This window comes from Paracoccus sp. NIOT.M2S5SZ12 (genome assembly GCF_057748165.1).
Window position 1 is genome coordinate 19184 of sequence record NZ_JBYLFR010000009.1, and the last position, 26671, is coordinate 45854.

A 26671-nucleotide genomic window follows, 5' to 3' on the forward strand; every position below is an offset into this window, starting at 1 on the left:
AAATCTCGGCATCCCGTATGTGACGGGACCAATCGCAGGTTACAAGATGGGGCGGCAGGTCAGACCCGCCCGGAAAGGCTGCCATGTCCTGGACGGATGAACGTGTCGAGACGCTGAAGCGCATGTGGTCCGAGGGCCAGTCCGCCAGCGCCATCGCCAAGGAGCTGGGCGGCGTGACGCGCAACGCGGTGATCGGCAAGGTCCACCGCCTCGGCCTGTCGAACCGCAACGAGGAGCCCGAGGCAGCCCCCGCCTCCGAACCGGTGGTCGAGGCCAGGCCCGCCGCCCGTCCGGCCGCCGCGGCCCAGCCCGCCCCCGCCCAGCCCGCGCCCCAGCCAGAGACAGTCCAGCGTGCGCCCCAGGCCGAGCCCGTCCAGCCCGCCCGCCCCGAACCCGCGGCAGCCCCGACGCGCCCCGAGCCCGAGGTGGCGACCCAGCCCGCCTTCGTGCCAATCCCGCGCCGACCCATCGTGCCCGCGGGCCAGCCGCTGCCGCCGCAGCCTTCCGCGAACGAGATCAGCCCCGAGGCGCTGGCCTCGGTCCGCGAGGTCGAGAAGCGCGCCCGCAAGCTGACCCTGATGGAGCTGACCGAGCGGACCTGCAAATGGCCGATCGGCGATCCTGCCACCGACAAGTTCTGGTTCTGCGGCCTGCCCTCGGTCGCGGGCAAGCCCTATTGCGAGGCCCATGTCGGCGTGGCCTTCCAGCCGATGAGCAGCCGCCGCGACCGCCGTCGCTGATCCCGTCGCGGCGGGCCGCCCGGCCCGCCCGACCCATGCGGTCTTGCCAAGCCCCTCCGCGCCGCCTACTGCGTTCCGACTATGTGATGATATATCATTGCATGATTCGAACGACCACAGAAGGACCGGTCCGATGCCCCTCCGTTTCCCCCTCACCGCACGCCTTGTCATGGCCGCCACGATCGCGCTGACCGGACCTGCCTCGGCCAAGGACAGCTCTCCCGCGCATGACCATGCCCACGATCATGAGCACGCCCACGATCACGGCCATGGGCACGATCACGCCCATCCCGGAAGCGCCGAGGCGCAGGCCATTCATGACGGATATTTCGACGACGATCAGATCGAGCCCCGGCCCCTGTCGGATTACGCCGGCGACTGGCAGTCGGTCTATCCGCTGCTGCAGGACGGCACGCTGGCCCCGGTGATGGCGCGCAAGGCCGAGAAGGGCGACAGGACCGTCGCGGAATACACCGACTATTACCGCATCGGCTATGCGACCGACACGGACCGGATCACGATCGACGGGGATGTGGTGACCTTCCACGCGCGGGGCACACAGGTCTCGGGCACCTATGCCGATGACGGGTTCGCGGTGCTGACCTATGCACGCGGCAACCGCGGCGTCCGCTACGTCTTCGCCAAGACCGCGGGCGATGCCGGCGCACCGGCCTTCATCCAGTTCAGCGACCATGGCATCGCACCGGCTCAGGCCGGCCATTTCCACCTCTATTGGGGCGACGACCGCGCGGCGCTGCTGGAGGAGGTGACGAACTGGCCCACCTACTATCCCGCCGCGATGACCCCCGAGCAGATCGTGGAGGAGATGCTGGCCCACTGAGCCCTCGCCGCCCCGCCCCCGCCGCGCGGTGGGGCCGGCACGCCACGGCGCACTTTTCAACCGGGCGCAACGCGGCTAGAGAGACGCGACCCCGAAAGGACGCACCATGGCCCGCCACCTGATCACCTCGGCCCTGCCCTACATCAACGGCATCAAGCATCTGGGCAACCTCGTCGGCTCGCAATTGCCGGCCGACCTCTATGCCCGCTATCTGCGGGCGCGCGGCCACGAGGTGATGTTCATCTGCGCCACCGACGAACATGGCACCCCGGCTGAGCTGGCCGCCGCCAAGACCGGCGAGGCCGTGGCCGATTACTGCGCGCGCATGCACTCTGAACAGAAGGCCCTGGCCGATGGGTTCGGGCTGTCCTTCGACCATTACGGTCGGTCCTCCAGCGACCGCAACCGCGCGCTGACCCAGCATTTCGCGGGCCGTCTGGCCGATCAGGGCTATATCCGCGAGGTGGTGGAGAGCCAGGTCTACTCCCATGCCGACGGCCGCTTCCTGCCGGACCGCTACATCGAGGGCACCTGCCCCAATTGTGGCTACGACAAGGCGCGCGGGGACCAGTGCGAGAACTGCACCAAGCAGCTGGACCCGACCGACCTGATCGCCCCCCGCAGCGCCATCAGCGGCTCCACCGACCTGGAGGTGCGCGAGACCAAGCATCTCTATCTGCGCCAATCCGCCCTGAAGGGCGAGATCGCCGCCTGGATCGACGCCAAGACCGACTGGCCGATCCTGACGACCTCGATCGCGAAGAAATGGCTGAACGACGGCGACGGTCTGCAGGACCGCGGCATCACCCGCGATCTGGACTGGGGCGTGCCGGTGAAACGCGGCGATCAGGACTGGCCGGGGATGGAGGGCAAGGTCTTCTATGTCTGGTTCGACGCGCCCATCGAATACATCGCGGCGACCGCGGAATGGGCCGATGCGGCGGGCGCGGACGATGCCGCCTGGCGCCGCTGGTGGCGGCTGGACCAGGGCGCGGAGGACGTGACCTACACCCAGTTCATGGGCAAGGACAACGTGCCCTTCCATACGCTGTCCTTTCCCGCGACCCTGATCGGCTCGGGCGAGCCGTGGAAGATGGTCGATTACATCAAGTCCTTCAACTACCTGACCTATCAGGGCGGACAGTTCAGCACCTCGCAGGGCCGCGGCGTCTTCATGGACCACGCGCTGGAGATCCTGCCGGCCGATTACTGGCGCTGGTGGCTTCTGTCCCACGCCCCCGAATCCGGCGACAGCGAGTTCACCTGGGAGAACTTCCAGCAATCCGTGAACAAGGACCTGGCCGACGTGCTGGGCAACTTCGTCAGCCGCATCACCAAGTTCTGCCGCGCCAAGTTCGGCGAGGCGGTCCCCGAAGGCCCTGCCTACGGCCCGGCGGAACAGGCGCTGATCGAGGCGCTGAGCGCGCGCATCCGCACCTATGAGGCCAACATGGCCGCGATGGAGGTCCGCAAGGCCGCCTCCGAGCTGCGCGCCATCTGGGTGCTGGGCAACGAATACCTGCAGGCGGCCGCGCCCTGGACGGTCTTCAAGACCGAGCCCGAACAGGCCGCGATGCAGGTGCGCATGGGCCTGAACCTCGTGCGCCTTTACGGCGTGCTGTCGGCGCCCTTCATCCCCTTCGCGGCGGAGGGCATGCTGCGGGCGATGGGCGCGACCGGTGCCGACTGGCCGCAGGACATCGCCCGCGACCTGCAGGCGCTGGCCCCCGGCCACGCCTTCACCGTCCCCGAGGTGATGTTCGCCAAGATCAGCGACGACGACCGCGCCGCCTGGGAAGCCCGCTTCCAAGGCGTGCGCGCCTGACCCCATCCCCAGACCGGAGAGCGCCATGACCCACTGCATCCTGATCGGAGCCCCCGTGGACGAGGGGCAGCGCCGCCCCGGCTGCCTGATGGGCCCCGCCGCCTATCGCACGGCAGGCCTCGCCGCGACGCTGCAGGCCCTGGGCCACAGCGTCGAGGATCGGGGCGACGTCACCCCCGACGCGCCCGGCGGCGAGACCTGCGCCAACCCGGCCGTTCATCACCTGCCCGAAACCATCGCCTGGACCCGCGCCCTGCAGCAGGCGACGCTGGACGCCCTGCCCCACGGCATGCCGATCATCATGGGGGGCGACCATTCGCTGGCCTTGGGCACGGTCGCAGGCGTGGCCGCCCATGCGCAGGCACAGGGCCGCCAGCAGTTCGTGATCTGGCTGGACGCGCATAGCGACTTCCACACCGTGGCCAGCACCACCTCGGGCAACCTGCACGGCACGCCGATGGCCTATGCGAACGGCATGCCAGGCTTCGACCCCTTCCCGCCCTTCCCCGCACCCATTCCCGGCGAAAACATCTGCATGTTCGGCATCCGCAGCGTCGATCCTGCCGAACATGCCGCGATGGAGCCGACCGAGATCACCGTGAACGACATGCGCGTGCTGGACGAACAGGGCATCGTCGCGCCCCTGCGCGCCTTCCTGGACCGGGTGCGTGCGGCGAACGGGCTCCTTCATGTCAGCCTGGACGTGGATTTCCTCGACCCCTCGATCGCGCCTGCGGTCGGCACGACGGTTCCCGGTGGCGCGACCTTCCGCGAGGCGCGTCTGGTGATGGAACTGCTGCACGAATCGGGCCTCGTCACGTCGCTCGACCTCGTGGAGCTGAACCCCTTCCTCGACGAGCGCGGCCGCACGGCGCGACTGATGGTCGATCTGGTCGGCAGCCTGATGGGCCGGAAGGTCTTCGACCGCCCGACCCGCAGCTACGGCTGAACCCGCCCCTTCTTCTTCACTCAAATATCCCGCGGGGGTCCGGGGGCGCGAAGCCCCCGGCCTCTCTCACCAGACCTTCGCCTCGCGGTCATGGAACCGCTGCGCCGCCGCCGCCACGAAGGCCGCCGGTTCCAGTTTGGTCACGCCCTTGTCCGGCACTACCCCGGCCGCTGCCAGCAGCTTGGCCGCGGCTTCGTCCGCCCCGATCGCCTTCAGATGCGCGAAGGCGTCCGAGACGAAATCGACCGCCGGCTTGAACCTGGCCAGCTTCGCCCCATCCTCGGCCCCCAGCACCAGCGCCACCGCATCGAACAGCACCGACGGCGATCCCGCCAGCTGCGCATCGGCCTGACCGCGCGCCTTGGCGATCATCACTACGCTGCCGCCCTCGGCCTCGACCGCGTCGCGGATGGCCTCGGCCCGGTTTGTGTCGCCCGTGTCCCCGATCAGGATGCCGACCTTGCGACCTTTCAGCGTCGCCTTGGCGCGCTTCATGATCGACAGCGCATCGGAGGGCTTCATGTCCACTGGCTCGCGCGCGGGCACGGCGGCGTCGGGCAGGTCCTCAGCCAGACCCTCGGCCACCATCTCGGCCAGTTCCTCATCCACGACCCGCAGATGGCCCAGCACGCGGCGGATCACATGCTCCAACCCGACCTTCGACAGCTCGAAAGTGATCGCGTCCGCGATATGGCGCTGTTCCACCTCGGTCTGGCTGCGATAGAACAGCCGGGCCTGGCTGTAATGGTCGGCAAAGGTCTCGGACCGCACGCGCAGCTTCTCATCGGGCGTGTTGCCCAGTTCGGTCATCGACCGCACGGTGGCAAAGCCCTGATCGCTGGCCCGGGGACCGGGGTCCTCGCCCGCCTGATCCAGGCTGTTCGGCTCGTAATTCGCACGCCCCTTGGGCACGGCCATCTGCATCATCCCGTCGCGCTGGAAATTGTGCATCGGGCATTTCGGCGCATTGACCGGGATCTGGTGGAAGTTCGTCGTGCCAAGCCGCGATTTCTGCGTGTCCAGATAGCTGAACAGCCGCCCCTGCAGCAGCGGGTCGTCGCTGAAGTCGATCCCCGGCACCACGTTCGACGGCAGGAAGGCCACCTGCTCGGTCTCGGCAAAGAAGTTGTCCGGGTTGCGGTCCAGAACCATGCGCCCGACGATGCGGACAGGGATGTCCTCCTCGGGGATCAGCTTGGTCGCGTCCAGCACGTCATAGGGCTGCTGGGCCGCCCAGTCCGCATCGAAGGTCTGGATGCCCAGATCCCATTCCGGGAAATCGCCCGCCTCGATCGCCTCGTAGAGGTCCTGACGGTGATAGTCGGGATTGGCCCCCGCGGTCTTGACCGCCTCGTTCCAGGTCTGGCTCTGCAGGCCGAGGCGCGGCTTCCAGTGGAACTTGACGAAAGTGGACTTGCCCTCGGCGTTGACCAGCCGGAAGGTGTGGACGCCAAAGCCCTCGATCATGCGCAGGCTGCGCGGGATGCCTCGGTCCGACATGGCCCACATGACCATGTGCATGGATTCGGGCATCAGCGACACGAAGTCCCAGAACGTGTCATGCGCGCTGGCGGCCTGGGGATAGCCCTTGTCGGCCTCCATCTTGACCGAATGGACCAGGTCGGGAAACTTGATCGCGTCCTGGATGAAGAAGACCGGGATGTTGTTGCCCACCAGGTCCCAGTTCCCCTCCTCGGTATAGAACTTGACCGCAAAGCCGCGCACGTCGCGGGGCGTGTCGACGCTGCCCGCGCCGCCCGCGACGGTCGAGAAGCGAACGAAGACCGGCGTCTTGCCCGGCTTGGCCAGAACGCCCGCGCGGGTCAGCTCCGGGATCGGGTCGGTGCATTCGAAATAGCCGTGCGCACCCGAGCCGCGGGCATGCACGATCCGCTCCGGAATGCGCTCATGGTCGAAATGGAAAATCTTTTCGCGAAGGACGAAGTCCTCCAGCAGCGTGGGGCCTTGCGCTCCCGCGCGCAGGCTGTTCTGGTTGTCGCTGATGGGGACGCCGTGATTGGTGGTCAGGGCCTCGCCGCCGGTCTGGCGGGTCTCTCCTCCGGTGCCTCGGCTCTCGGTGATGCGGGACATGGCATGCTCCTCTGCTGGCGCTGTCCCGGCCCAACAGTCCCCGAACCGACGGGTTCCGGATTTGCTGGGCTATGGTTTGTTCATTGGCTTGCCCCGCGGCGCCGCTCCTGCGATATGCAGGGGTGATGATGATGCGGACGTGGCGAAATCGGTAGACGCACCAGACTTTGACAATTGGAGTGCCCGGGCGGGAAATCCCCGGTGCAGAACCGCTCAAATTCGGGGAACGCTGTGGAGGGTCGCGACCCGCCGTGCCAATCCCGAGCCAAGCCCCGATCCGGGGAAGGTGTAGAGACTAGACGGGCGGCGCCTAACGTCTTCGGACCATGGCGAAGGGATAGTCCAGACCACGAACGGGCCCAGGGTCCGGCGGCGAAAGTCGAAGTGGTACGAAAATCTGTTTTCCGCAAGGAAGTGCGGGTTCAAGTCCCGCCGTCCGCACCATCATCATCCCCCGCCGCCGGGGCGGGTCAGCCGACCAGCGGCCGCGCCTGCGCCACGTGGCGCTCGACCAGACGACGGACCTTGGCGCCGCGCACCAGATCGCGCGCCGGGGTGGCGGCGTCGTCGCGCGTGGTCAGGCCGGGGAAGATCGCCTCGATCTCGTCCAGGGCGGCCTGACCCAAGGCGCGCAGCGCCTGCGGGCCGGGATAGAGCGACTCGGTCAGCGCGCCATTCGACGACAGGACCTGATGGTCCTCGCACATCAGGTGGCAGTAGGTGACGGCGTCGACCGTCTCGTCCACGGCGATGCCCGGCAGGCCGGTCAGGTGGCAGGCGGGCGCCAGGACCTCGTCGGTGCCGAACATGCGCTGCGCGATGGCCGAACGGATCAGCACCCGGTGCTGGGGCGAGACAAGCAGATCGGCCTCGGGCTGCCCCGCGCCGAGCGCGCCGGCCGCGATGCGGATCGGGCGCAGCGCCGGGCGCGCGGCCAGGTCCACAGCGTCCAGATGCCGGACGCCGGTCCAGCGCAGCGGCTGATGGCCGGCATCGCGCGTCCAGACCATGTCGTCGGCGCGCAGATCCTCGACCGGGCGCGGGCCCTGCTCGGTCAAGATCATCGTCCCGGCCGCGAAGCAGATGATGTGCAGGTCCAGGATGCTGGGCGCGAACGAGATGCGCGCGACATAGGTCTCGACCGGCAGCGGCGTCGCGTCCAGGACCTCTACCGAATAAAGCTGCGTGATGTCGCGCCAGTCGCGCAGATCGTCCAGCGACGGGCGGAAAAACCTGTCGCCGTTGCGCATCTGGATCATCACGCCTTCCTGATCCATGGTCGTGTTGTCGGGGAAGGTCAGACGATAGTCGACGCGCAGGAAGCCGGTGATCTGGCTGATCTCGCGGCTGCCGTCCACCGGGTCGCGATAGGAGAAGTCGCTGACGCGGCTGCCGTTGTAGGTGGTCGCATAGGCCTGGGTCCAACCCGTCTCGCGCGTGAAAATGGTGCGCGTTTCGCCCAGCAAGCTGACCGGACGGATCTGCTCGGGGCCGACGGCGCGCAGCCCGGTCAGCGCATCGGCTTCGGCCGCAGTCGCCGGAGAACCGGGCGTGGCGTTGATCTGCGGCGCGCGGCCGATCCACATCCAGGTGACGGTGTTGGTCATATCTGATCTGCCCTTTGAAATAGGGCAGGCTTATTCGGGCCGCCTCTGGCCGGCCACTTGACTATAAGTATAGTGTAATATGGACCAAACGGATTAGTACTTGAGTGATCGGTCAAGAAACACAGGTCGCACACGATAAAATGGCCCGGCAATCGGTGTGATTGCCGGCCTGACGCCTGCGGCTTGCCCGTTGTGACGTTACGTCACATCAGGTCTCGACCGGCTGCGGCTCGCGCGGGGGGCGCCCGATGATCTCGCGCAGGGCCTCCAGCTCGATGAAGTTGTCCGCTTGGCGGCGCAAATCGTCGGCGATCATCGGCGGCTGGCTGCGGATTGTCGAGACGACCGAAACGCGCACCCCCTGCCGCTGCAGCGATTCGACCAGCGGGCGGAAGTCGCCATCGCCTGAGAACAGCACCGCATGGTCCAGCCGGGGCGCAAGCTCCATCGCGTCGACGGTCAGCTCGATATCCATGTTGCCCTTGATCTTGCGGCGGCCCATGGCGTCCGTGTATTCACGCGCGGGCTTGGTGACCACGCAGAAGCCGTTGTAATGCAGCCAGTCGACCAGCGGACGGATCGGCGAGTATTCCTCGCCCTCCAGCAGCGCGGTGTAGTAATACGCCCGCACCAGCTTGCCGCGCCGGTCGAACTCCTGGCGCAGCAGCTTGTAGTCGATATCGAATCCCAGTGACTTCGCGGCCGCATAGAGGTTTGCACCGTCAATGAAGATCGCCAACCTGTCGTCTTTGTAGAACATTCGCTGTTGCCTTTGATAAAGCCGGGCGTCCAAGGCACGGGCGCGACCAGGGTGAGGGACCTGACGATGTCTGCCGCCTCATGCCATGAAGCTGTAAAGAATGAGGAAAGCTTGGTTAACCTGTCTTTTGGTATCGTCGCCCTGGGGGCGAACCTTCCCTTGTCGGATCAGGATCCGGTGGTGACCCTGCGCACGACGTTGGGCATTCTGCATAAGCGTCCGGGCATTTCAATCTCTGCCGTCAGCCGCATCTGGCGGAGTTCCGCCGTCCCGGCCGGTTCCGGGCCGGACTATGCCAATGCGGTCGCGCTGCTGCGCACGGCGATGGACGCGGCCAAGCTGCTGGCCTGCCTGCACGGGATCGAGGCCGATCACGGCCGCGACCGCAGCATCGGGCGGTGGGGCGCGCGGGTGCTGGATCTGGACCTGATCGCGCTGGACGACCGGATCAGCCCCGACGCCGCGACGCTTCGCACCTGGATCGACCTGCCCCCGGCGGAACAGACGCGCCGCACCCCGGACCGCCTTCTGCTGCCCCACCCGCGGATGCAGGATCGCGCCTTCGTGCTGGCCCCCCTGGCCGAGGTCGCGCCGGGCTGGTGCCATCCCCTGACCGGCCGCAGCGTGGCGGCCATGCTGGCCGATCTGGGACCGGATGCCCTGGCCGGGATGCAGCCCGTCGCCGCGGCCCATTCGCCGGGTTTTGCTTGACATTCAGGGCTGGTGCGACCATCAGTCCGGTTCGCCCCGAATGTCCGATTCGCAACTGCACAGGTGATCCATGGCCCGCGTAACGGTCGAAGACTGCGTCGACAAGGTTCCGAACCGCTTTGATCTGGTGATGCTGGCATCGCACCGCGCGCGCGAGATCGCCGCCGGCAGCCCCGCCACCGTCGACCGCGACAACGACAAGAACCCGGTGGTCGCCCTGCGCGAGATCGCCGAGGAGACCCAACCTGTCGACGACCTGCGCGAGCGGATGATCGAGTCGACCCAGACCCAGATCGAGGTCGACGAGCCCGAGGAGGACGCCATGGCGCTGCTTCTGGGCGCCGAGGTGGACCGTCCCAAACCCTCGGACGAGGAGTCCGAGGAGCGCATGCTGCGCATGATGCTGGAAGCCAACCAGCGCGCCTGACACCGCCAGCACAGAGGTCTTCGACAGCACCATGATCGACGTCGAAGACCTGCTGGCCCTTGTCCGCAACTACAACCCCCGCAGCAACTGCGCCCTGATCCGCGATGCCTACGAATACGGCATGCGCATGCACGAGGGGCAGTTCCGCCATTCGGGCGAGCCCTACTTCACCCATCCCATCGCCGTCGCCGCCATCCTGACCGAGATGCGCCTGGACGACGCGACCATCGTGACGGCGCTGCTTCACGACACGATCGAGGACACGCGATCGACCAAGGACGAGGTCTCGGCCATGTTCGGCGCCGAGATCGCCGAGCTGGTCGACGGGGTCACCAAGCTGACCAACCTGGAGCTGTCCTCGACCCAGTCCAAGCAGGCCGAGAACTTCCGCAAGCTGTTCATGGCCATGTCGCGCGACATGCGGGTCATCCTGGTCAAGCTGGCCGACCGGCTGCACAACATGCGCACCATCCGCTCCATGCGCCTCGACAAGCAGGTCAAGAAGGCGCGCGAGACGATGGACATCTATGCCCCCCTGGCGGGCCGGATGGGCATGCAGTGGATGCGCGAGGAGCTGGAGGACCTGGCCTTCAAGGTCATCAACCCCGAGGCGCGCAGCTCGATCATCCGCCGCTTCGTCAGCCTGCAGCGCGACAGCGGCGACATCATCGGCCAGATCACCGCCGACATCCGCGCCGAGCTGGAGAAGGAGGGGATCGAGGCCACCGTCTTCGGCCGCGCCAAGAAGCCCTTCAGCGTCTGGCGCAAGATGCAGGAGAAGCAGCTGGCCTTCTCGCGGCTGTCCGACATCTACGGCTTCCGGATCATCACCCGGACCGAGATGGACTGCTATCGCACCCTGGGCGTGATCCATCACCGCTGGCGCGCCGTGCCGGGCCGGTTCAAGGATTACATCAGCCAGCCGAAATCGAACGGTTACCGCTCGATCCACACCACCGTGTCGGGCCGCGACGGCAAGCGGGTCGAGGTGCAGATCCGCACCCGCCAGATGCACGAGGTCGCCGAGGCGGGCGTGGCCGCGCATTGGGCCTATCGCGACGGCGTGCGCACCCGCAACCCCTTCGCGGTCGATCCCGCCGAGTGGATCGCCCAGCTGACCGACCGCTTCGACACCGAGGACCACAACGAGTTCCTGGAACACGTCAAGCTGGAGATGTACCAGGACCAGGTGTTCTGCTTCACCCCCAAGGGCGACGTGATGCAGCTGCCGCGCGGCGCGACGCCGATCGACTTCGCCTATGCGATCCACACCCGGTTGGGCAATTCCTGCGTCGGCGCCAAGATCGACGGCATCCGGGTGCCCTTGTGGACGCGGCTGAAGAACGGGCAGTCGGTCGACATCATCTCGGCCTCGGGTCAGCGGCCGCAGGCGACCTGGCTGGACATCGTGGTCACGGGCCGCGCCAAGGCCGCGATCCGGCGGTCCTTGCGCGAGGAGGATCGCGACCGCTTCATGCGCCTCGGGCGCGAGCTGGTGCGCGTCAGTTTCGAGCATGTGGGCCGCAAGGTCACCGACAAGGCGCTGCGCACCGCCGCCAAGCAAATGGGCCTGCCCTCGGCCGAGGAGCTTCTGGCCCGCATCGGCAGCGCCGAGAACAGCGCCAAGGAAGTCCTGGGCGTCCTCTATCCAGAGCTGGCCGACCATCATGACGAGATCGACGGCAAGCGCCCCTTCGCGGGGCTGGAGGCCGATGCGAATTTCAAGCGCGCCCCCTGCTGCGCCCCCCTGCCCGGAGAGCGCATCGTGGGCATCACCTATCGCGGTGCGGGCGTGGTCATCCATGCCATCGACTGCCCGGTGCTGGCCGAGTTCGAGGACAGCCCCGACCGGTGGGTCGACCTGCAATGGCGCGAGGGGCGGCACCCGGCGGCCTATTCCACGGTGCTGAACCTGACCATCCGGCACGATGCGGGCGTCCTCGGGCGCATCTGCACCTTGATCGGGGCGCAGGGGGCGAATATCTCGAACCTCGAGTTCATCGCGCGCAAGCCCGACTTCTACCGCATCGAGATCGAGGTCGAGCTGCGCGACCATGAGCATCTGCACAACCTGCTGACCGCGCTGGAGGCGGAAAGCGACGTGGCGCAGGTGTCCCGGGTCAGGGATGCGGCGCTGAAACCCTGACCGCGGCGGGCCCTGCCCGTCCCGACAGCCGAACGGGTGGTCTTCGTGTTCAAACGCCGCAAGCCGCGCAGCTATGGCCGCATCGCCACCGAGATGATCTATCCGCGCGGCGGCTGGCGCCGGTCCAGCGCCTATATCGCCCACCGCCTGCGACGCCTGCCCGACCAGCCGCACCGCATCGCGCGCGGGGTGGCGGCGGGGATCATGGTCAACTTCACGCCGCTGTTCGGCTTTCACTTCCTGTCGGCGGCGGCGGCGGCCTGGATCATCCGGGGCAACATCCTGGCGGCGCTGCTGGCGACCTTCGTCGGCAATCCGGTGACGCTGCCCTTCATCGCGCTGATCTCGGTCGGGCTGGGGCGGCACATCCTGGGGCTGGAGGGCGAGCTGTCCCCGCAGTTCATCTTCCACGAATTCACCAAGGCCACCGGAGAGCTGTGGCACAATGCCCGCGCCCTGTTCGGACCCGAGGAGATGCACTGGTACAACCTGGGCGACTTCATGGCGCAGGTCTTCTGGCCCTACATGGTCGGCGGCGTGATCGTGGGAACCGTGGCCGGGATCATCACGCATTACCTGACGGTGCCGATCTTCCTGGCCTATCAGCGGCGGCGGGACAAGAAGATGGCCGAACGCATCGCCCGCGCCGCCACCCTGTCGGCGCGGCGGCGCGAGGCGGCGCGCGCGGACCGGGATCAGGGCTGACCCGCCCTCAGTAGCCCCGCCCGCGATCGACCAGGTTCAGCAGCGGCCGCCCCGCCATGGCGCGGCGCAGGTTCTCGGCCACCACGGGGGCGGCGGTGGCGGGGCGTGTCTCGGCCGCGATATGGGGCGTGACGGTCACCTGCGGATGGCTCCAGAACGGATGCGCGGGGGGCAGCGGTTCGGTCGCGAAGACGTCCAACACCGCGCGGGCATCGGGGTCCTGCGCCAGCCGGTCCAGCAGCGCCGCCTCGTCGATCAGCGTGCCGCGACCCGGATTGATCAGCCAGGCCCCCGGCGGCAGCAGCGACAGGCGGCGCGCATCCATCAGGCCGCGCGTGCCGGGCGTGTCGGGCAGCAGGCAGATCAGGATCTGCGCCGTGGCAAGCCCCTCGTCCAGCCTCTCCAGCGGCAGCGCCCGAACGCCGTCCATCGCCCGCCCCGAAGCGCTGATGCCCGTGACCGGAAAGCCCATGTCGGTCAGCATTACCGCCACCGCCCCGCCCAGGGCGCCGAGGCCCAGCACCGTCACCGGCCGTTCGGCGGCCAGTGGCGGCACCAGCCCGTTGCGCCAGACGCCGTCCTGCGCATAGCGGTCCATGCCCAGATGCGCCCGCATCGTCCAGCCGGTGCAGTACTCGGCCATGCCCTGCCGCAGCCCGGGATCCACCATCCGCGCCAGAGGTTGGGTCAGCGTCGCGTTGCCCACGATGCGCTCGACCCCGGCCCAGAGGCTCTGGACCAGCCGCGCGTTGCGATAGGGCGTGAAATCCGCGATGTCGCCGCCCGGCGCATAGATGATCGCATCGAATGCTGCCGGGTCGCCCTCGCGCCGCACGTCGATCTCGGGGCAGGCCGCGCGCAGCGCCGGGGCCCAGTCATCCCATGCCCCCTCGCGGGCGGAGAAGCGAACCCTCATCGCGGCCTGTGGACATGGGCGGATTGCACGAGGCCGAAGCCCAGCATCAGGATCATCAGCGAGGTCCCTCCATAGCTGACCAGGGGAAGCGGCGATCCCTTGGCGGGCAGCAGCCCCATCACGGTCGCCATGTTGATCGCGAAATAGAGGAAGAACGCGCCCGAGATGCCGATGGTGATCAGGCTGGCGAAGCGGTCGCGGTTCGTCAGCGCCGAATAGAGGCAGAAGCCCAGGATCAGCATGTAGAGCGCCAGAAGCGACGAGGCGCCGATGAAGCCGAACTCCTCGGACAGGACGGTGAAGATGAAGTCGGTGTGCTTCTCCGGCAGGAAGTTCAGCCGCGACTGCGTGCCCTGCATGAAGCCCCGCCCCGACAGCCCGCCCGAGCCGAGGGCGATCTGGCTCTGGATGATGTTGTAGCCCGCCCCCAAGGGGTCGGATGTGGGGTCCAGGAAGGTGTCGATGCGGCGGAACTGATAGTCGCGCAGCAGCTGCCAGTCGGTGCCGCGGCTGTTCATCACCGCCGCGACCAGCCCCACGGCCGCGCCGATCACCACCCCGAAATACCACAGCGACACGCCCGCCGCGAACATCACGATGCCGCCCCCCGCGACCAGCATGATCGATGTGCCCAGGTCAGGCTGCATCAGCACCAGCGCCGTGGGCGCCAGGATCAGCAGGACCGGCACCAGCACCCAGAGCGGCCGCGACACCCGGTTCAGCGGCAGCCAATCGTAATAGGCCGCCAGCAGCAGCACGAGGGCGATCTTCATCAGCTCGGAGGGCTGGATGCGGATGGGCCCGATGTCGATCCAGCGCTGCGCGCCCATGCCGATGACCCCGAACAGGTCCACCGCCACCAGCATCAGGAAGCAGGCCACATAGGCCGCGACCGAGATGCCGCGCCAGAACCACATCGGCACGAAGGCCAGCCCCAGCATGATCACCATGCCCACGGCAAAGCGGATCATCTGCGGCTCGGCCCAGGTGTCCATGCGCCCGCCCGCGACCGAATAGAGCATCAGGAAGCCGATGCAGCAGACGGCGGTGATCAGCAGGACCAGCGGCCAGTTGATGTAGAGGATCTTGCGGAACCCCGTCGGGACCTGTGCCACCTGATAGTCGAGATAGGACATCGTCTTACGCCCTGCTGCGGCCGGGGCGCGGGGCCTCGGGTTGATAGAGTTGCATGGCCTGGTGACGCTCCTCCATGGCGGCGCGCTGTTCGAAGGGGACCGAATCCAGCGGCGGCAGGCCCTTGTTCAGCGCGAACAGCATGATGTCGCGCGCCACGGGCGCCGCCACGGCCGAGCCGCCACCGCCATGCTCGACCACCAGCGACACCGCATAGCGCGGCGCCTGATAGGGCGCATAGGCCACGAACAGCGCATGGTCGCGCCGCGCCCAGGGCAGCTGCTCGTTCGAGATGACGCCGCGCGCGCGTTCGGCGGCGGTGATGTTGCGGACCTGGCTGGTGCCGGTCTTGCCCGCCATCCGCCAGTCCTCGCGCAGGATGCGCGAGGCGCGTGCGGTCCCGCGCGAGCTGTTCATCACCGCATCCATGCCAAGCCGCGCCACTCGCAGCGACGCCTCGCTGATCTCCAGCGGCGGGTAGTCGGGCGGGGTCTGGCGCACGCCGTCGATCGAGCGGATCAGCTGCGGCCGCACCGCGCGTCCCGAGGCGATGCGCGCCGTCATCACCGCCAGCTGCAGCGGCGAGGCCAACACATAGCCCTGCCCGATCGAGGCGTTCAGGCTGTCGCCCACCTGCCAGTTCTGGCCGTGACGCTCCATCTTCCAGGCGCGGTCGGGGGCGATGCCCTCGGCCACGGCGGACATGGGCAGGTCGTGGCGCTGGCCCAGGCCCAGCTTGCGCGCCATCTCGGCGATGCGGTCGATGCCCACGCGCTGCGACAGCTCGTAGTAGTAGACGTCGCAGCTCTCCTCCAGGCTCTTGATCGCGTCGACCGAACCGTGCCCGCCCCGGCTCCAGCAATGGAAACGGCGGTTGCCGAGCGTGGTGTAGCCCGGACAGTAGAAGTTGGTGTTCGCGTCGATCACCCCGGCCTCCAGCCCGGCCATCAGGGTGATCATCTTGAAGGTCGATCCGGGCGGATAGACGCCCTGCACCGTCTTGTCGGCCAGGGGCCGGTGGTCGTGATCCATCAGCGCGCGGTATTCCGGGCTGCTGATGCCGCGCACGAACTTGTTCGGGTCGAAGCTGGGCGAGGAGCAGATGGTCAGCAGCTCTCCGGTCTCGCAGTCGATGACGACGGCGGCGGCGCTCTCGGTGCCCATCCGCTGCGCGGCATAGTTCTGCAGCGCCGCGTCCAGGGTCAGCTGGACCGACGCGCCCTGCTCTCCCTCCTGGCGGGACAGCTGGCGCATCTCGCGGCCGGCGCTGTTGACCTCCACCCGCCGCGATCCGGCCTTGCCGCGCAGCGTCTCCTCCAGCCGGCCCTCGACGCCGATCTTGCCCAGCTGGAAGTCGGGCAGCAGCAGGACCGGGTCCGGGTCCTCGATCCGCGACAGGTCGTAATCGCTGACCGGCCCGACATAGCCCATCACATGCGCGAAATCGCCCGCCCGCGGATAGGCCCGCGACAGGGCCGATTCGGGCGTGACGCCGGGCAGAGAGGGCGCGTTGACCGCGATGGCGCTGAACTGCTCCCAGGTCAGGCGGTCGGCCAGCACGATGGGGGTGATGGCGCTGCGCCGGCCGAACTCCTCGGTCAGCTCGGCGATGCGCGCATCGGTCATGGGGATCAGCTGGGCCAGGCGGTGCAGGACCGGGGCCACGTCGCCGCCCGCCTCCTCGCGCGTCAGGGTGACGCGATAGTTCTGCTCGTTCCCGGCGATGATGATGCCGTTGCGGTCCAAGATCAGCCCGCGCGACGGCGGCAGCAGCCGGATCTTGATCGAGTTGCCGTCGGCCAGAAGCCGGTATTCCTCGGCGTGGTCCAGCTGCATCGACCGCATCTTAAGCGCCAGCGTGGTGACGGTGGCGATCTGGATGCCGGCCAGCATCAGCCCGCGCCGGCTGATCTGGCGGGTGCTGTCCAGGATCTCGCGTTGGGATTTCTTCATGCCGCCTCCGTGACCGCGCCTGCCTGCGCGGCCCTTGTCAAATCGCGTCGCGCCGGGCGATGCGCCGCAGCCCGATCAGCCAGCGGGCGCCGAACACCACCAGCGGATAGGACAGCGCCGTCGCCAGGAACTGCAGGATCACCTGCCCCAGGGCCGAGACCGGCAGCAGGAACAGGACCAGCACCAGACGATAGCCCAGCATCATCGCCCCGATCAGCACGGCCACGCGCAGCCATTCAACCATGAACGGCTGGTCGCGCCAACGGGGCTCGCGCAACCGTGCGGCCTCGGAGCCCAGCAGCACGATCGCGGCCCAGAGGCCCGGCGGACGCATCAGCAGCAGGTCCTCGACCAGCACGACCAGCAGGATCGCGGGGGCCGAGATCTGGTCGGGGCGGCGCAGCACCCAGGCCAGGATCAGCGCCAGCCCCAGATCGGGACCGGGCCAGCCCATGATGCCCGTGGACAGCGGCAGCAGGCGCAGGAACAGCAGGATCGCCGCCACGCCCAGAAAGACCAGCGTGCCCAGCACGAAGGCGCGGCTCGGCAGCTGGATCATGGGGTTGTGCCCGGATCCAGCGGATCGGTGGCGCTGGCCGCCTCGACCGGTGAGACGGGCAGCTGCGGGCCGATCAGCCCCCGATCCTGCGAGCGCACGACCGCGCCGCTGTCCACCACCGCCTCGGCCGGGTGCGAGCGCAGGACGCGCAGGAACTCCAGACGCTCGTAATCGGCCGCCATGCGCAGCCGCAGCCGACCGTCGCTGCCCTGCGCGACCTGACCCACCAGCAGGCCCGGCGGGAACACCCCGCCATCGCCCGAGGTGACGACCCGGTCGCCCGGCCGGATGTTATCGGCCTGTTCCACGAATTCCAGCAGCGGCAGCGGCGTGTTGTCCCCGGTCAGCAGCGCGCGTTCCCCCGTGGGCTGCACCGTGACGGGCAGGCGCGAGGACGGGTCGGTCAGCAGCACGACGCGGCTGGTGCGCTTGCCCACCCCGGCGATGCGCCCGACCAGGCCCAGCCCGTCCATCGTGGCCCAGCCCTCGACGATGCCGTCCTGCGCGCCCACGTTCAGCAGCACCGACTGACGGAAGGCCGAACCGCTGTCCACCAGCACGACCCCGGTCACGCTGGTCAGCGCCGGGTCGATGCGCACGTTGTTCTGCGCCATCAGCTTGGAGTTCTCCTGCTCCAGCTGCACGGCGGCCTCGCGCCAGGCGGACATGCGCTGCAATTCGCGGCGCAGCTCCTGGTTCTGCTCATAGATTCGGGCATAGCTCTGAAAGCCCGCGACCATCTCGGTGACCTTGGTCACCGGCAGCAGCGCCCATTCGAACCGCGGCACGATCCGGTCGATCATGGCGGTGCGCATCATCTCGGCCCGCGGGCTGTCGATGCGCCAGAACAGGAACAGCGCCATGAGCGCAAGCACCGTCACCGCGATCAGGACGCGGCGGACGGGGGTTGCGAAATCGGGGCTCTTCTGCGCCATTCCGGCGCCCTCCGCAAAGGGATCAGCTGTCGTAGTCGATGACGTGGCGCAGCTGCTTCTCGAACTCCAGCGCCTTGCCGGTGCCCAGGGCCACGCAGCTCATCGGCTGGTCGGCCAGGCTGATCGACAGGCCCGTCTGCTCGCGCAACGCCAGGTCCAGCTCGCCCAGCATGGCGCCGCCGCCGGTCAGCATCACGCCCCGGTCGACGATGTCGGCGGCCAGGTCCGGCGGCGTCGCCTCCAGCGCGACCATCACGGCCTCGCAGATGGCCTGGACGGGTTCGGACAGGGCCTCGGCGACCATGGCCTGGCTGATCTCGATCTCCTTGGGGATGCCGTTCAGCAGGTCGCGGCCGCGCACCATCAGCGTCGCGCCGCGCCCGTCATCGGGCATGCGGGCGGTGCCGATGCTGGTCTTGATGCGCTCGGCGGTCGATTCGCCGATCAGCATGTTCTGGTTGCGGCGCAGATAGTTGATGATCGCCTCGTCCATGCGGTCGCCGCCGATGCGGACCGAACGGGCATAGACCACGTCGCCCAGGGACAGGACCGCGACCTCGGTCGTGCCGCCGCCGATATCGACGACCATGGACCCGGTGGGTTCGGTGATGGGCATACCCGCGCCGATGGCCGCCGCGATGGGTTCCGCGATCAGGCCGGCCTTGCGGGCGCCGGCGGACAGGACCGACTGGCGGATCGCGCGCTTCTCGACCGGGGTCGCGCCATGGGGGACGCAGACGATGATCTTGGGCTTGGAGAAGGTCGTGCGCTTGAACACCTTCTTGATGAAATGCTTGATCATCTGCTCGGCGCTGTCGAAATCGGCGATCACGCCCTCGCGCATCGGGCGGATGGCCTCGATGCTCCCCGGCGTGCGGCCCAGCATCAGCTTGGCGTCCTCGCCCACGGCCAGGACCACGCGCTTGCCGTCCTTGACGTGATAGGCCACGACCGAGGGCTCGTTCAGGATGATGCCCTTGCCCTTCACATAGATCAGCGTGTTCGCCGTCCCGAGGTCGATTGCGATGTCGGTCGAAAACAAACCGCCGAATGCCATGCCCGTATCCTTTTCCTGCCGGTTGGCCCGGCCTGCCCTGTTCTGATGTGGTGGAAGGGCCCGCGGCCCTGAATCGCCCTGACAGGCGAGGCCCCGTATAGAGGCCCCGCGCCCATGCGAAAAGCCCCGATCCACGGGGCGGCGGCTTCTTGCGGGTCGGAACGGCATGTCGGGGGCCGATGCGGCCCCCGACGTCACGTCAGTGTGAATACATGCTGATCTGGCGGGCGTCGCTGCCCTGCCCGGTCATCGCGCGGCGCAGGATCAGCCGGTTCAGCGCGCCGACATAGGCCTTGACCGAGGCCAGGATCGTGTCCGTGTCGGCGGCCTGGCCGGTGACGATGCGGCCCTCCTCCTCCATGCGGACGCTGACGGTGGCCTGGGCGTCGGTGCCCTCGGTCACGGCATGGACCTGATAGAGCTGCAGCCGCGCCTGATGCGGAAAGATCTCGCGCACCGCGTTGAAGCAGGCATCGACCGGGCCGTCGCCGGTGGTCTCGGCATGCTTCTCGACCCCGTCCACGATCAGGGTCAGCGCGGCCGATTGCCCGTCGCTGCCGCAGACGACGCGCAGATGCTTGACCTGCAGGTGGTCGGCATCGGTATTGGCGGCGGCATCCTGGACCAGCGCCACGATGTCGTCGTCATAGACCTCCTTCTTGCGGTCGGCCAAGGCCTTGAACCGCACGAAGATGTCCTTCAGCTGGTTGTCGCCCACCTCGTATCCCAGATCGGCCAGCTTGGCGCGGAGCGCGGCGCGGCCCGAGTGCTTGCCCATGGCGATGTTGTTCTCGGTCAGGCCGATATCGGCGGGGCGCATGATCTCGAAGGTCTCGACATTCTTCAGCACGCCGTCCTGATGGATGCCGGATTCGTGCAGGAAGGCGTTCTTGCCGACGATGGCCTTGTTGAACTGCACCGGAAAGCCCGACACGGCCGCCACCCGACGCGAGATGCCCATGATCTTGGTCGTGTCGATGCCCGTCCGGAACGGCATGATGTCGTTCCTGACCCGCATCGCCATCACCACCTCCTCCAGCGCGGTGTTGCCCGCGCGTTCGCCCAGACCGTTGATGGTGCATTCGATCTGGCGCGCCCCCGCCTCGACCGCGGCCAGGGCGTTGGCGGTCGCCATCCCGAGGTCATTGTGGCAATGCGTGGCGAAGATGATCTCATCCGCGCCCGGCACCCGCTCCAACAGCATGCGGATCAGCGCGGCGCTTTCGCGCGGCGCGGTATAGCCCACCGTGTCGGGGATGTTGATCGTGGTGGCGCCCGCCTTGATGGCGATCTCGACCACGCGGCACAGATAGTCATGTTCCGTGCGGGTGGCGTCCATGGGCGACCACTGCACGTTGTCGCACAGGTTGCGCGCATGGGTCACCGTCTGGTGGATGCGCTCGGCCATCTGGTCCATGTCCAGGTTCGGGATCGCCCGGTGCAGCGGCGAGGTGCCGATGAAGGTGTGGATGCGCGGCTGGCGGGCATGCTTCACGGCCTCCCAGCAGCGGTCGATATCGGGCAGCTGGGCGCGGGCCAGGCCGCAGATCACGCTGTTTTTCGACTGTTTCGCGATCTCGGTCACGGCGGCGAAATCGCCTTCCGAGGCGATGGGAAAGCCCGCCTCGATCACGTCCACGCCCATCTCGTCCAGCATGGCGGCGATTTCCAGCTTTTCGGCATGGGACATGGTGGCGCCGGGCGACTGTTCGCCGTCGCGGAGCGTGGTGTCGAAGATCACGACGCGGTTCTGTTCGGTCATCGGTCTGTCTTTCTTACGAAGTCTGCAAGGGGGGTTGCCCGGGCGCTGACCTGACTGAGCGGCGGCCCGGAAGACCCGCTCAGCGCAGCGTAAGAAGCAGCAGACCGCGGAGATGCACGGCCAGACGCGCGCCATGGGGCGCGGTGCGGGCGGTGGCGATGTGGCGCATCCGGGTCATGACGCGACTATGCCGCCGACGGGGCGGCTTGAAAAGCCCTGATCGACGGGCGCGACGGCCCCCCGATTGTAGCGACACATTTGCGCTGGTCACCCGCGCCCTGCCTGCCTATCCTTTCCGGCACCAAGCAAGAAACGACAACCGACAGATGAGGGCACGCATGACACGCAAGATCGTCGTGGGATTCGACGGCAGCGATGCCTCGGTCCGCGCGCTGGACTTTGCCATCACCCGTGCGCAGGCGCAGGGCGATCACATCCTGATCGCGCATGTGCTGGAATGGTCGCCCTACAGCTTCCTGACGCCGAGCGAGGTCGAGGAGCGCCACCGCCGCCGCAAGGAGGAGCTGCAGCGCGCCGAGGCCGCCATCCTGACCCCCATGGTCAGGCGCGTCGAGGAGGCGGGCATCCCCTGCACCACCGCATTGCGATACGGCCACATCGCCGAGACGCTGTGCCGGATCGCCAAGGACGAGGGCGCGGCGATGATCTTCATCGGCCGGATGGGTGATTCGGGCTTTGCCGCGCGCCTGTTCGGATCGGTCGCGGCGACGCTGGCGCAGGTCGCGCCGGTGCCCGTCGTCATCGTGCCGTGACGCCCGGAAACAAGGGACAATGACAATGAGAACACGCATCACCGCCGCGACCCTTGCGGCACTGGCCGCAGGCCCCGCCGCGGCCCAGGGCATCGACGAGACCGTCAACCAGGTCTTTGCCAGTTCCACCGGCTGGTTCGTCAGCCTGATCTTCTCCAACTTTCCCGGCACCAGCTTTCCTTGGATCGTCGGCTGGCTGGTCATCGCGGCCACGACCTTCACCCTCTATTTCGGGGTGATCCAGCTGCGCGCCTTCGGCCATGCCATCGCCTTGGTCCGGGGCGACTATTCCGACCCGAACGACGCCGGAGAGGTCAGCCACTTCCAGGCGCTTACCACCGCCCTGTCGGGCACCGTCGGCCTGGGCAACATCGCGGGCGTCGCGGTGGCGGTCAGCATCGGGGGGCCGGGCGCGACCTTCTGGATGATCCTGGCGGGCCTTCTGGGCATGGCGTCCAAGTTCACCGAATGCACGCTCGGCGTCAAATACCGCAACGAATACGCGGACGGCACCGTGTCGGGCGGGCCGATGTACTACATGGTCAAGGGCTTCGCCGAACGCGGCCTGCCGGGCGGGCGCATCCTGGCGGTGCTGTTCGCGGTCTTCTGCATCCTAGGCAGCTTCGGCGGCGGCAACATGTTCCAGGCCAACCAGGCCCATGCCCAGCTGATCAACGTGATGGGCGACTATCCCGGCTGGATCACCGGCGTGGTGATGGCGGTCATCGTGTTCCTGGTCATCGTGGGCGGCCTGAAGTCCATCGCCAGCGTGACCGAGAAGATCGTGCCCTTCATGGCCGCGCTTTATGTCGGCACGGCGCTGATCATCATCGGCATGAACTACGACATGATCGGCGCGGCCTTCGGGCAGATCTTCGTTGGCGCCTTTACCAATGACGGCGTGGTGGGCGGCGCCATCGGCGCGCTGATCCAGGGCTTCCGCCGGGCGGCCTTCTCGAACGAGGCGGGCATCGGCTCGGCCGCCATCGCCCACAGCGCGGTGCGCACCAAAGAGCCGGTGACCGAGGGCTTCGTCTCGCTCCTAGAGCCGTTCATCGACACGGTGGTCATCTGCACCATGACGGCGCTGGTCATCATCATCACCGGCCAGCTGGTCAGCGACCCGGCCACGGGCCTCTTCGTGCTGAACGACGCGGGCGACCAGATCCGCACCGTCACCGGCAACACCGGCGTGGCCCTGACCTCGGACGCCTTCAGCAGCGCCTTCGGCTGGTTCCAGTACATCCTGGTGCTGGCGGTGGTGCTCTTCGCCTTCTCGACGATGATCTCGTGGAGCTATTACGGGCTGAAGGCCTGGACCTTCCTCTTCGGCGAGGGCCAGACCAAGGAGCTGGTCTTCAAGGTCCTGTTCTGCATCTTCGTGGTCATCGGCGCCTCGGCCAGCCTCGGCCCGGTCATCGACTTCTCGGACGCAATGATCTTCGCGATGGCGGTGCCGAACATCATCGCGCTGTATCTGCTGATGCCGGTCGTCAAGGCCGAGATGACCCGCTATCTGGGCCGGCTGAAATCCGGAGAGATCCGCAAGTACGAATGACCGCGGCGGCAGGCCGAGGCGGCAGGAGGGGCGGGCGACCGCCCCTTCTTGCTGCGCGTGTCGGGCGTCAGGCGCGTTCGGGGATCATCTGCTGGACGGCCCCCGCGACCAGCAGCCAGACCGAGCTGAGCACCAGCCCCCAGTTCGCCCAGCTTTCGGGATGAAAGTCGACCAGCGCCGCCCAGCCCGCGAACAGCACCCAGGCCAGCGCCACGGGCAGCGAGATCAGCCGCCAGCGTTCGGTCCGCACGGGGTGGATGAACTTGATGTTGGTGAACATCGCGGCGCTCAGCGCGGTGACGATCAGCAGGATCACGGTCCAGTGCGGCTCGACCGCGAACAGGACCAGGATCACCATGTTCCAGCAGCCCGGAAACCCGGCGAAAGAATTGTCGCGCGTCTTCATCCGCGTATCGGCGAAATAGACCACGCTGGTGAACACGATCACGATGATCGCGAACCAGCCCGTCCAGCCCGACAGCAGCCCCGACTGGAACAGCGCGAAGGCCGGGATGAACACGTAGGTCAGGTAGTCGATGATCAGGTCCATCAGCACGCCGTCATAGGCGGGCCAGTTCTTCTTGACGTCGTAGCGTCGGGCCAGAGGGCCGTCGATGCCGTCGACCACGAAGGCCACGACCAGCCACAGGAACATCAGCGCCCACTCGCCCTGCGCGGCGGCCAGCATGGCAAGCATCGACAGGACCGCGCCCGTGGCGGTCAGCAGGTGGACGGCAAGCGCCTTGTGTTTCATGTTCATGACGGGTTTCTCGCAGGTCGCGGCGCAAGGCGCAACCGCGGGCGCATGCTCAGCGCAGGATCGGGGGGCCCTTGGGACGCGCCGCGGGCGGCTCTGCCTGCGGGGGCGTCAAATCGAACAGCAGCGCGCCCGGCGGGGGCGGCGTCTCGGCAAAGCTGATGTCGACGCCGCCGGGCTGGGGCGGCAGAAAGGCCAGCGCCTCGGCCAGGGCCTTGGCGATGGCGGGCTGGCGGTCGGTGGGCGCGCCGGCGATCAGCAGCAGATGCCCGCCGCCCACGACCCCGACCAGCGCCGCCCCCGCGACCAGCCCGCGCAGATCGGCCAGCCGCTCGGCCAGCGGGTCCGACAGAGCGGCGACGGTGCCGGGGTCCGGGGCGGCCAGCCGCAGATGCGCCTCGGCCTCCTCGGGGGCGGCCTCCAGCGCGCCGGTCAGCCAGTCCAGCATCGCCACGTCCAGCATCATCTCGGACGGGTGGCCGGGATTGACCAGCAGCCCCGCCCCGTCCGCACGCAGCAGCGAGGCCAGCACCCGCCCCGGCATCGCCGCATAGGCCACGGGCTGTCCGAAGAACCCCGCCAGACGGTCCTCGCCGTCGCAGGCCAGCGCCATGCGCGTGCCGTCCAGATCGAACATCCGCAGTTCCACCTGGTCATGGGCGGGCTCGCGCTCCAGCGCCACGGCCAGTTCGGTGTCGGCCAGCCGCGACAGCATGCGCGCGCGCTGCGGCGCGTCGGCGTCGTGGAAGGGAACGGGGGCAAGATCATCCAGCGCGCTCATCGCCAACCTTTCGGGCAAGACTGGCCCCTGGCGTAATGGTCGCACCCGGCGCACGCAAGCGTGATTGCCGGGTGCAGGCGCCCTGCCCCATATTGTCCGCATGAAAAGACGCAGCCTGATCCTGACCGCCGCCGCCGCCCTGCCCCTGCTGGCGGCCCCCCGCATCGCCCGCGCCGCCCTGGCGCCCCTGCTGGACGAGGGGCGCGCGCTGGCGCCGCTGCGCGCCATCGCCATCTGGCGGGACGACGGCGCGCAGGGCCGCGAGATCGCGGCTGAGGGCTATCACGGCTTCGGCCCGGACGATCCGACGAACATCAAGTCCGCGTCGAAATCGGTCATGTCGGCGCTGGCGGGCATCGCCATCGGGCGCGGCCTGCTGGAGGGGCCGGACCAGCCCATCGCCCCCCTGCTGCGCGGCGACCTGCCCCGCGACCCCGATCCGCGGCTGGCCCGCGTCACCCTCGGCAACCTGCTGTCGATGCAGGCCGGGCTGGAGCGTCAGTCGGGCCGGAACTATGGCCGGTGGGTCAGCAGCCCGAACTGGGTGCGCAGCGCCTTGGCCGCGCCCTTCACCCAGGACCCCGGCACGCGGATGCAGTACTCGACCGCCTCGACCCATCTGGTCGCGGCGATCCTGACCCGCGTCACCGACCGCCCCCTGCTGGAGGTGGCGCGCGATTGGCTGGGTCCGGTGCCGGGCTTCCGCATCACCGGATGGGACCGCGATCCGCAGGGCATCTATCTGGGCGGCAACCAGATGGCGATGAGCACGCGCTCGCTCCTGGCCTTCGGCACGATGTATGCGCAGGGCGGACAGGCGGGCGGGCGGCAGGTCGTGCCCGCCGACTGGATCGCGCAAAGCTGGCAGCGCCGCACCGCCAGCATCTTCAGCGGGCAAGGGTATGGCTATGGCTGGTTCCTGGGCCGCATGGCCGGGCGCGACGTGCGCTATGGCTGGGGCTATGGCGGGCAGATGATCTATGTCTTTCCGCCCGCCGGGCGCAGGCCCGCCATGGCCATCGCGATGACCTCGGACCCGGACCTGCCGTCGGGGCGCACCGGGCATCGCGACGACCTGCACGCACTGGCCGGACGGATCGCGGCGGCGGTGTGACCGCCGCGCCGCGGGGTCATTCGCCGATGATGTCGCTGGCCTGGAAGTTGCCCAAGTTGCCGAAGATCTGGCCGATCAGGCTGATCTCGGTCACGCTGCCGTCGGTGACGCGGCGCGACAGGGTGACGACGCGGCCCCGCTCCAGGCCGAAACGCTCGACATTCGTGACCACGCCCGAGGGCGCGAAGGAGATGGCGACGACCTGACGGTCGATCTCCTGCGGGGCGGCAGGACCGACCCTGCGCCAGCGCGAGCCGACATAGTACCACCCCGACCCCGTCAGCAGGCCCTGCGCCGAGGGACGCCCGATCAGGCCCGGCAGTTCGTCCACCGTGGTCTGGCCCGGCACGACGGCGGCCAGGTCGATCTCGGGGGGGACATAGCCGTGGTTGCGTTCGATCGGCGCGCAGGCGGCAAGCCCGAGGACGGCCAGAAACGCCAGTGTCATCAGGCTTCTGATGGCGGACATGGGCGGGTTCCCTCCTTGGGGCGGTTGACGCGGCCCGCCCTGCCTAGCAAACTCGGCCACCCTGCTCAAGAATATCAATCCGGCGGCGCCAGCCCGCCCGC

General features: G+C 68.2%; 24 protein-coding genes. 11 read left to right on the top strand and 13 right to left on the bottom strand.

Going from position 1 to position 26671, the window contains the following annotated elements; translation table 11 throughout:
* The first annotated feature begins 83 nt into the window (after positions 1 to 83).
* From AC2SGK_RS09820 to rocF, 4 genes are all read left to right on the top strand, one after another.
* Positions 84 to 740, top strand: a complete 657-nt coding sequence (locus AC2SGK_RS09820; protein WP_488323377.1) for a GcrA family cell cycle regulator — start codon at positions 84 to 86, stop codon at positions 738 to 740.
* Positions 741 to 909: 169 nt separating this feature from the next.
* Complete coding sequence (locus tag AC2SGK_RS09825; protein WP_488323378.1) at positions 910 to 1581, top strand: ZinT family metal-binding protein; 672 nt, start codon at positions 910 to 912, stop codon at positions 1579 to 1581.
* 106 nt (positions 1582 to 1687) lie between these two features.
* Entirely contained in the window at positions 1688 to 3406 is a 1719-nt protein-coding gene (metG, locus tag AC2SGK_RS09830; RefSeq protein ID WP_488323379.1) for a methionine--tRNA ligase, read from the top strand.
* 25 nt (positions 3407 to 3431) lie between these two features.
* Positions 3432 to 4355 carry an arginase gene (gene rocF, locus AC2SGK_RS09835; RefSeq protein WP_488323380.1) on the top strand — a complete coding sequence of 308 codons (924 nt, stop codon included), beginning with the start codon at positions 3432 to 3434 and terminating at the stop codon, positions 4353 to 4355.
* 66 nt (positions 4356 to 4421) lie between these two features.
* On the opposite strand, the gene AC2SGK_RS09840 is transcribed toward rocF, so the two are convergent.
* From AC2SGK_RS09840 to AC2SGK_RS09850, 3 genes are all read right to left on the bottom strand, one after another.
* Entirely contained in the window at positions 4422 to 6446 is a 2025-nt protein-coding gene (locus tag AC2SGK_RS09840) for a catalase (RefSeq protein WP_488323381.1), read from the bottom strand.
* Positions 6447 to 6916: 470 nt separating this feature from the next.
* Positions 6917 to 8053 (bottom strand): Hint domain-containing protein, encoded by a 1137-nt coding sequence (locus AC2SGK_RS09845; RefSeq protein ID WP_488323382.1) that lies wholly within the window; start codon positions 8051 to 8053, stop codon positions 6917 to 6919.
* A 208-nt stretch (positions 8054 to 8261) separates the two neighbouring features.
* Entirely contained in the window at positions 8262 to 8813 is a 552-nt protein-coding gene (locus tag AC2SGK_RS09850; RefSeq protein WP_488323383.1) for a LabA-like NYN domain-containing protein, read from the bottom strand.
* A 66-nt stretch (positions 8814 to 8879) separates the two neighbouring features.
* Here AC2SGK_RS09850 and folK point away from each other — a divergent pair, with 66 nt between their 5' ends.
* From folK to AC2SGK_RS09870, 4 genes are all read left to right on the top strand, one after another.
* Complete coding sequence (gene folK / locus AC2SGK_RS09855) at positions 8880 to 9524, top strand: 2-amino-4-hydroxy-6-hydroxymethyldihydropteridine diphosphokinase (RefSeq protein ID WP_488323384.1); 645 nt, start codon at positions 8880 to 8882, stop codon at positions 9522 to 9524.
* 70 nt (positions 9525 to 9594) lie between these two features.
* A complete protein-coding gene (gene rpoZ / locus AC2SGK_RS09860) occupies positions 9595 to 9951 on the top strand; it encodes a DNA-directed RNA polymerase subunit omega (RefSeq protein ID WP_411837599.1) in 357 nt (118 codons plus the stop codon).
* A gap of 31 nt (positions 9952 to 9982) precedes the next feature.
* Complete coding sequence (locus tag AC2SGK_RS09865; protein WP_488323385.1) at positions 9983 to 12097, top strand: RelA/SpoT family protein; 2115 nt, start codon at positions 9983 to 9985, stop codon at positions 12095 to 12097.
* A gap of 45 nt (positions 12098 to 12142) precedes the next feature.
* Positions 12143 to 12802 (top strand): DUF2062 domain-containing protein, encoded by a 660-nt coding sequence (locus AC2SGK_RS09870; protein ID WP_488323386.1) that lies wholly within the window; start codon positions 12143 to 12145, stop codon positions 12800 to 12802.
* 7 nt (positions 12803 to 12809) lie between these two features.
* Here the strand turns inward: AC2SGK_RS09870 and AC2SGK_RS09875 are convergent, their stop codons facing one another.
* From AC2SGK_RS09875 to AC2SGK_RS09905, 7 genes are all read right to left on the bottom strand, one after another.
* A complete protein-coding gene (locus tag AC2SGK_RS09875; RefSeq protein ID WP_488323387.1) occupies positions 12810 to 13718 on the bottom strand; it encodes a 2-hydroxyacid dehydrogenase in 909 nt (302 codons plus the stop codon).
* Positions 13715 to 14854 (bottom strand): rod shape-determining protein RodA, encoded by a 1140-nt coding sequence (gene rodA, locus AC2SGK_RS09880; RefSeq protein WP_411837603.1) that lies wholly within the window; start codon positions 14852 to 14854, stop codon positions 13715 to 13717. The genes AC2SGK_RS09875 and rodA overlap by 4 nt, the downstream gene beginning before the upstream one ends.
* Before the next feature lie 4 nt (positions 14855 to 14858).
* Positions 14859 to 16805 carry a penicillin-binding protein 2 gene (gene mrdA / locus AC2SGK_RS09885; protein ID WP_488323388.1) on the bottom strand — a complete coding sequence of 649 codons (1947 nt, stop codon included), beginning with the start codon at positions 16803 to 16805 and terminating at the stop codon, positions 14859 to 14861.
* 37 nt (positions 16806 to 16842) lie between these two features.
* Positions 16843 to 17364 carry a rod shape-determining protein MreD gene (locus AC2SGK_RS09890; protein WP_488323389.1) on the bottom strand — a complete coding sequence of 174 codons (522 nt, stop codon included), beginning with the start codon at positions 17362 to 17364 and terminating at the stop codon, positions 16843 to 16845.
* Entirely contained in the window at positions 17361 to 18299 is a 939-nt protein-coding gene (mreC, locus tag AC2SGK_RS09895) for a rod shape-determining protein MreC (RefSeq protein WP_488323390.1), read from the bottom strand. The genes AC2SGK_RS09890 and mreC overlap by 4 nt, the downstream gene beginning before the upstream one ends.
* 22 nt (positions 18300 to 18321) lie before the next feature.
* Positions 18322 to 19356 (bottom strand): rod shape-determining protein, encoded by a 1035-nt coding sequence (locus AC2SGK_RS09900; RefSeq protein WP_045982734.1) that lies wholly within the window; start codon positions 19354 to 19356, stop codon positions 18322 to 18324.
* 199 nt (positions 19357 to 19555) lie between these two features.
* Complete coding sequence (locus AC2SGK_RS09905) at positions 19556 to 21118, bottom strand: 2-isopropylmalate synthase (RefSeq protein WP_488323391.1); 1563 nt, start codon at positions 21116 to 21118, stop codon at positions 19556 to 19558.
* A 338-nt stretch (positions 21119 to 21456) separates the two neighbouring features.
* On the opposite strand from AC2SGK_RS09905, the gene AC2SGK_RS09910 reads away from it, so the two are divergent.
* Both AC2SGK_RS09910 and AC2SGK_RS09915 read left to right on the top strand, forming a co-directional pair.
* A complete protein-coding gene (locus AC2SGK_RS09910; RefSeq protein WP_411837608.1) occupies positions 21457 to 21891 on the top strand; it encodes a universal stress protein in 435 nt (144 codons plus the stop codon).
* A gap of 25 nt (positions 21892 to 21916) precedes the next feature.
* Positions 21917 to 23449 (top strand): alanine/glycine:cation symporter family protein, encoded by a 1533-nt coding sequence (locus AC2SGK_RS09915; RefSeq protein WP_488323392.1) that lies wholly within the window; start codon positions 21917 to 21919, stop codon positions 23447 to 23449.
* A gap of 67 nt (positions 23450 to 23516) precedes the next feature.
* On the opposite strand, the gene AC2SGK_RS09920 is transcribed toward AC2SGK_RS09915, so the two are convergent.
* Both AC2SGK_RS09920 and AC2SGK_RS09925 read right to left on the bottom strand, forming a co-directional pair.
* Positions 23517 to 24209, bottom strand: coding sequence for a CDP-alcohol phosphatidyltransferase family protein (locus AC2SGK_RS09920; protein ID WP_488323393.1), 693 nt, complete (start codon positions 24207 to 24209; stop codon positions 23517 to 23519).
* A gap of 49 nt (positions 24210 to 24258) precedes the next feature.
* Positions 24259 to 24987: an SseB family protein gene (locus tag AC2SGK_RS09925; RefSeq protein ID WP_488323394.1), complete on the bottom strand. Its 729-nt coding sequence runs from the start codon at positions 24985 to 24987 to the stop codon at positions 24259 to 24261.
* A 100-nt stretch (positions 24988 to 25087) separates the two neighbouring features.
* Here AC2SGK_RS09925 and AC2SGK_RS09930 point away from each other — a divergent pair, with 100 nt between their 5' ends.
* A complete protein-coding gene (locus AC2SGK_RS09930) occupies positions 25088 to 26101 on the top strand; it encodes a serine hydrolase domain-containing protein (protein WP_488323395.1) in 1014 nt (337 codons plus the stop codon).
* A gap of 16 nt (positions 26102 to 26117) precedes the next feature.
* Here AC2SGK_RS09930 and AC2SGK_RS09935 read toward each other — a convergent pair whose 3' ends face one another.
* Positions 26118 to 26570 (bottom strand): outer membrane protein assembly factor BamE, encoded by a 453-nt coding sequence (locus AC2SGK_RS09935; protein ID WP_488323396.1) that lies wholly within the window; start codon positions 26568 to 26570, stop codon positions 26118 to 26120.
* Between the last annotated feature and the right edge of the window lie 101 nt (positions 26571 to 26671).

Excerpts from the sequence above, each read along its gene's own strand:
- AC2SGK_RS09820 (WP_488323377.1), top strand. The coding sequence starts at position 84 with ATGTCCTGGACGGATGAACGTGTCGAGACGCTGAAGCGCATGTGGTCC.
- AC2SGK_RS09825 (WP_488323378.1), top strand. The coding sequence starts at position 910 with ATGGCCGCCACGATCGCGCTGACCGGACCTGCCTCGGCCAAGGACAGC.
- metG (WP_488323379.1), top strand. The coding sequence starts at position 1,688 with ATGGCCCGCCACCTGATCACCTCGGCCCTGCCCTACATCAACGGCATC.
- rocF (WP_488323380.1), top strand. The coding sequence starts at position 3,432 with ATGACCCACTGCATCCTGATCGGAGCCCCCGTGGACGAGGGGCAGCGC.
- AC2SGK_RS09840 (WP_488323381.1), bottom strand. The coding sequence starts at position 6,446 with ATGTCCCGCATCACCGAGAGCCGAGGCACCGGAGGAGAGACCCGCCAG.
- AC2SGK_RS09845 (WP_488323382.1), bottom strand. The coding sequence starts at position 8,053 with ATGACCAACACCGTCACCTGGATGTGGATCGGCCGCGCGCCGCAGATC.
- AC2SGK_RS09850 (WP_488323383.1), bottom strand. The coding sequence starts at position 8,813 with ATGTTCTACAAAGACGACAGGTTGGCGATCTTCATTGACGGTGCAAAC.
- folK (WP_488323384.1), top strand. The coding sequence starts at position 8,880 with ATGTCTGCCGCCTCATGCCATGAAGCTGTAAAGAATGAGGAAAGCTTG.
- rpoZ (WP_411837599.1), top strand. The coding sequence starts at position 9,595 with ATGGCCCGCGTAACGGTCGAAGACTGCGTCGACAAGGTTCCGAACCGC.
- AC2SGK_RS09865 (WP_488323385.1), top strand. The coding sequence starts at position 9,983 with ATGATCGACGTCGAAGACCTGCTGGCCCTTGTCCGCAACTACAACCCC.
- AC2SGK_RS09875 (WP_488323387.1), bottom strand. The coding sequence starts at position 13,718 with ATGAGGGTTCGCTTCTCCGCCCGCGAGGGGGCATGGGATGACTGGGCC.
- rodA (WP_411837603.1), bottom strand. The coding sequence starts at position 14,854 with ATGTCCTATCTCGACTATCAGGTGGCACAGGTCCCGACGGGGTTCCGC.
- mrdA (WP_488323388.1), bottom strand. The coding sequence starts at position 16,805 with ATGAAGAAATCCCAACGCGAGATCCTGGACAGCACCCGCCAGATCAGC.
- AC2SGK_RS09890 (WP_488323389.1), bottom strand. The coding sequence starts at position 17,364 with ATGATCCAGCTGCCGAGCCGCGCCTTCGTGCTGGGCACGCTGGTCTTT.
- mreC (WP_488323390.1), bottom strand. The coding sequence starts at position 18,299 with ATGGCGCAGAAGAGCCCCGATTTCGCAACCCCCGTCCGCCGCGTCCTG.
- AC2SGK_RS09900 (WP_045982734.1), bottom strand. The coding sequence starts at position 19,356 with ATGGCATTCGGCGGTTTGTTTTCGACCGACATCGCAATCGACCTCGGG.
- AC2SGK_RS09905 (WP_488323391.1), bottom strand. The coding sequence starts at position 21,118 with ATGACCGAACAGAACCGCGTCGTGATCTTCGACACCACGCTCCGCGAC.
- AC2SGK_RS09910 (WP_411837608.1), top strand. The coding sequence starts at position 21,457 with ATGACACGCAAGATCGTCGTGGGATTCGACGGCAGCGATGCCTCGGTC.
- AC2SGK_RS09915 (WP_488323392.1), top strand. The coding sequence starts at position 21,917 with ATGAGAACACGCATCACCGCCGCGACCCTTGCGGCACTGGCCGCAGGC.
- AC2SGK_RS09920 (WP_488323393.1), bottom strand. The coding sequence starts at position 24,209 with ATGAACATGAAACACAAGGCGCTTGCCGTCCACCTGCTGACCGCCACG.
- AC2SGK_RS09925 (WP_488323394.1), bottom strand. The coding sequence starts at position 24,987 with ATGAGCGCGCTGGATGATCTTGCCCCCGTTCCCTTCCACGACGCCGAC.
- AC2SGK_RS09930 (WP_488323395.1), top strand. The coding sequence starts at position 25,088 with ATGAAAAGACGCAGCCTGATCCTGACCGCCGCCGCCGCCCTGCCCCTG.
- AC2SGK_RS09935 (WP_488323396.1), bottom strand. The coding sequence starts at position 26,570 with ATGTCCGCCATCAGAAGCCTGATGACACTGGCGTTTCTGGCCGTCCTC.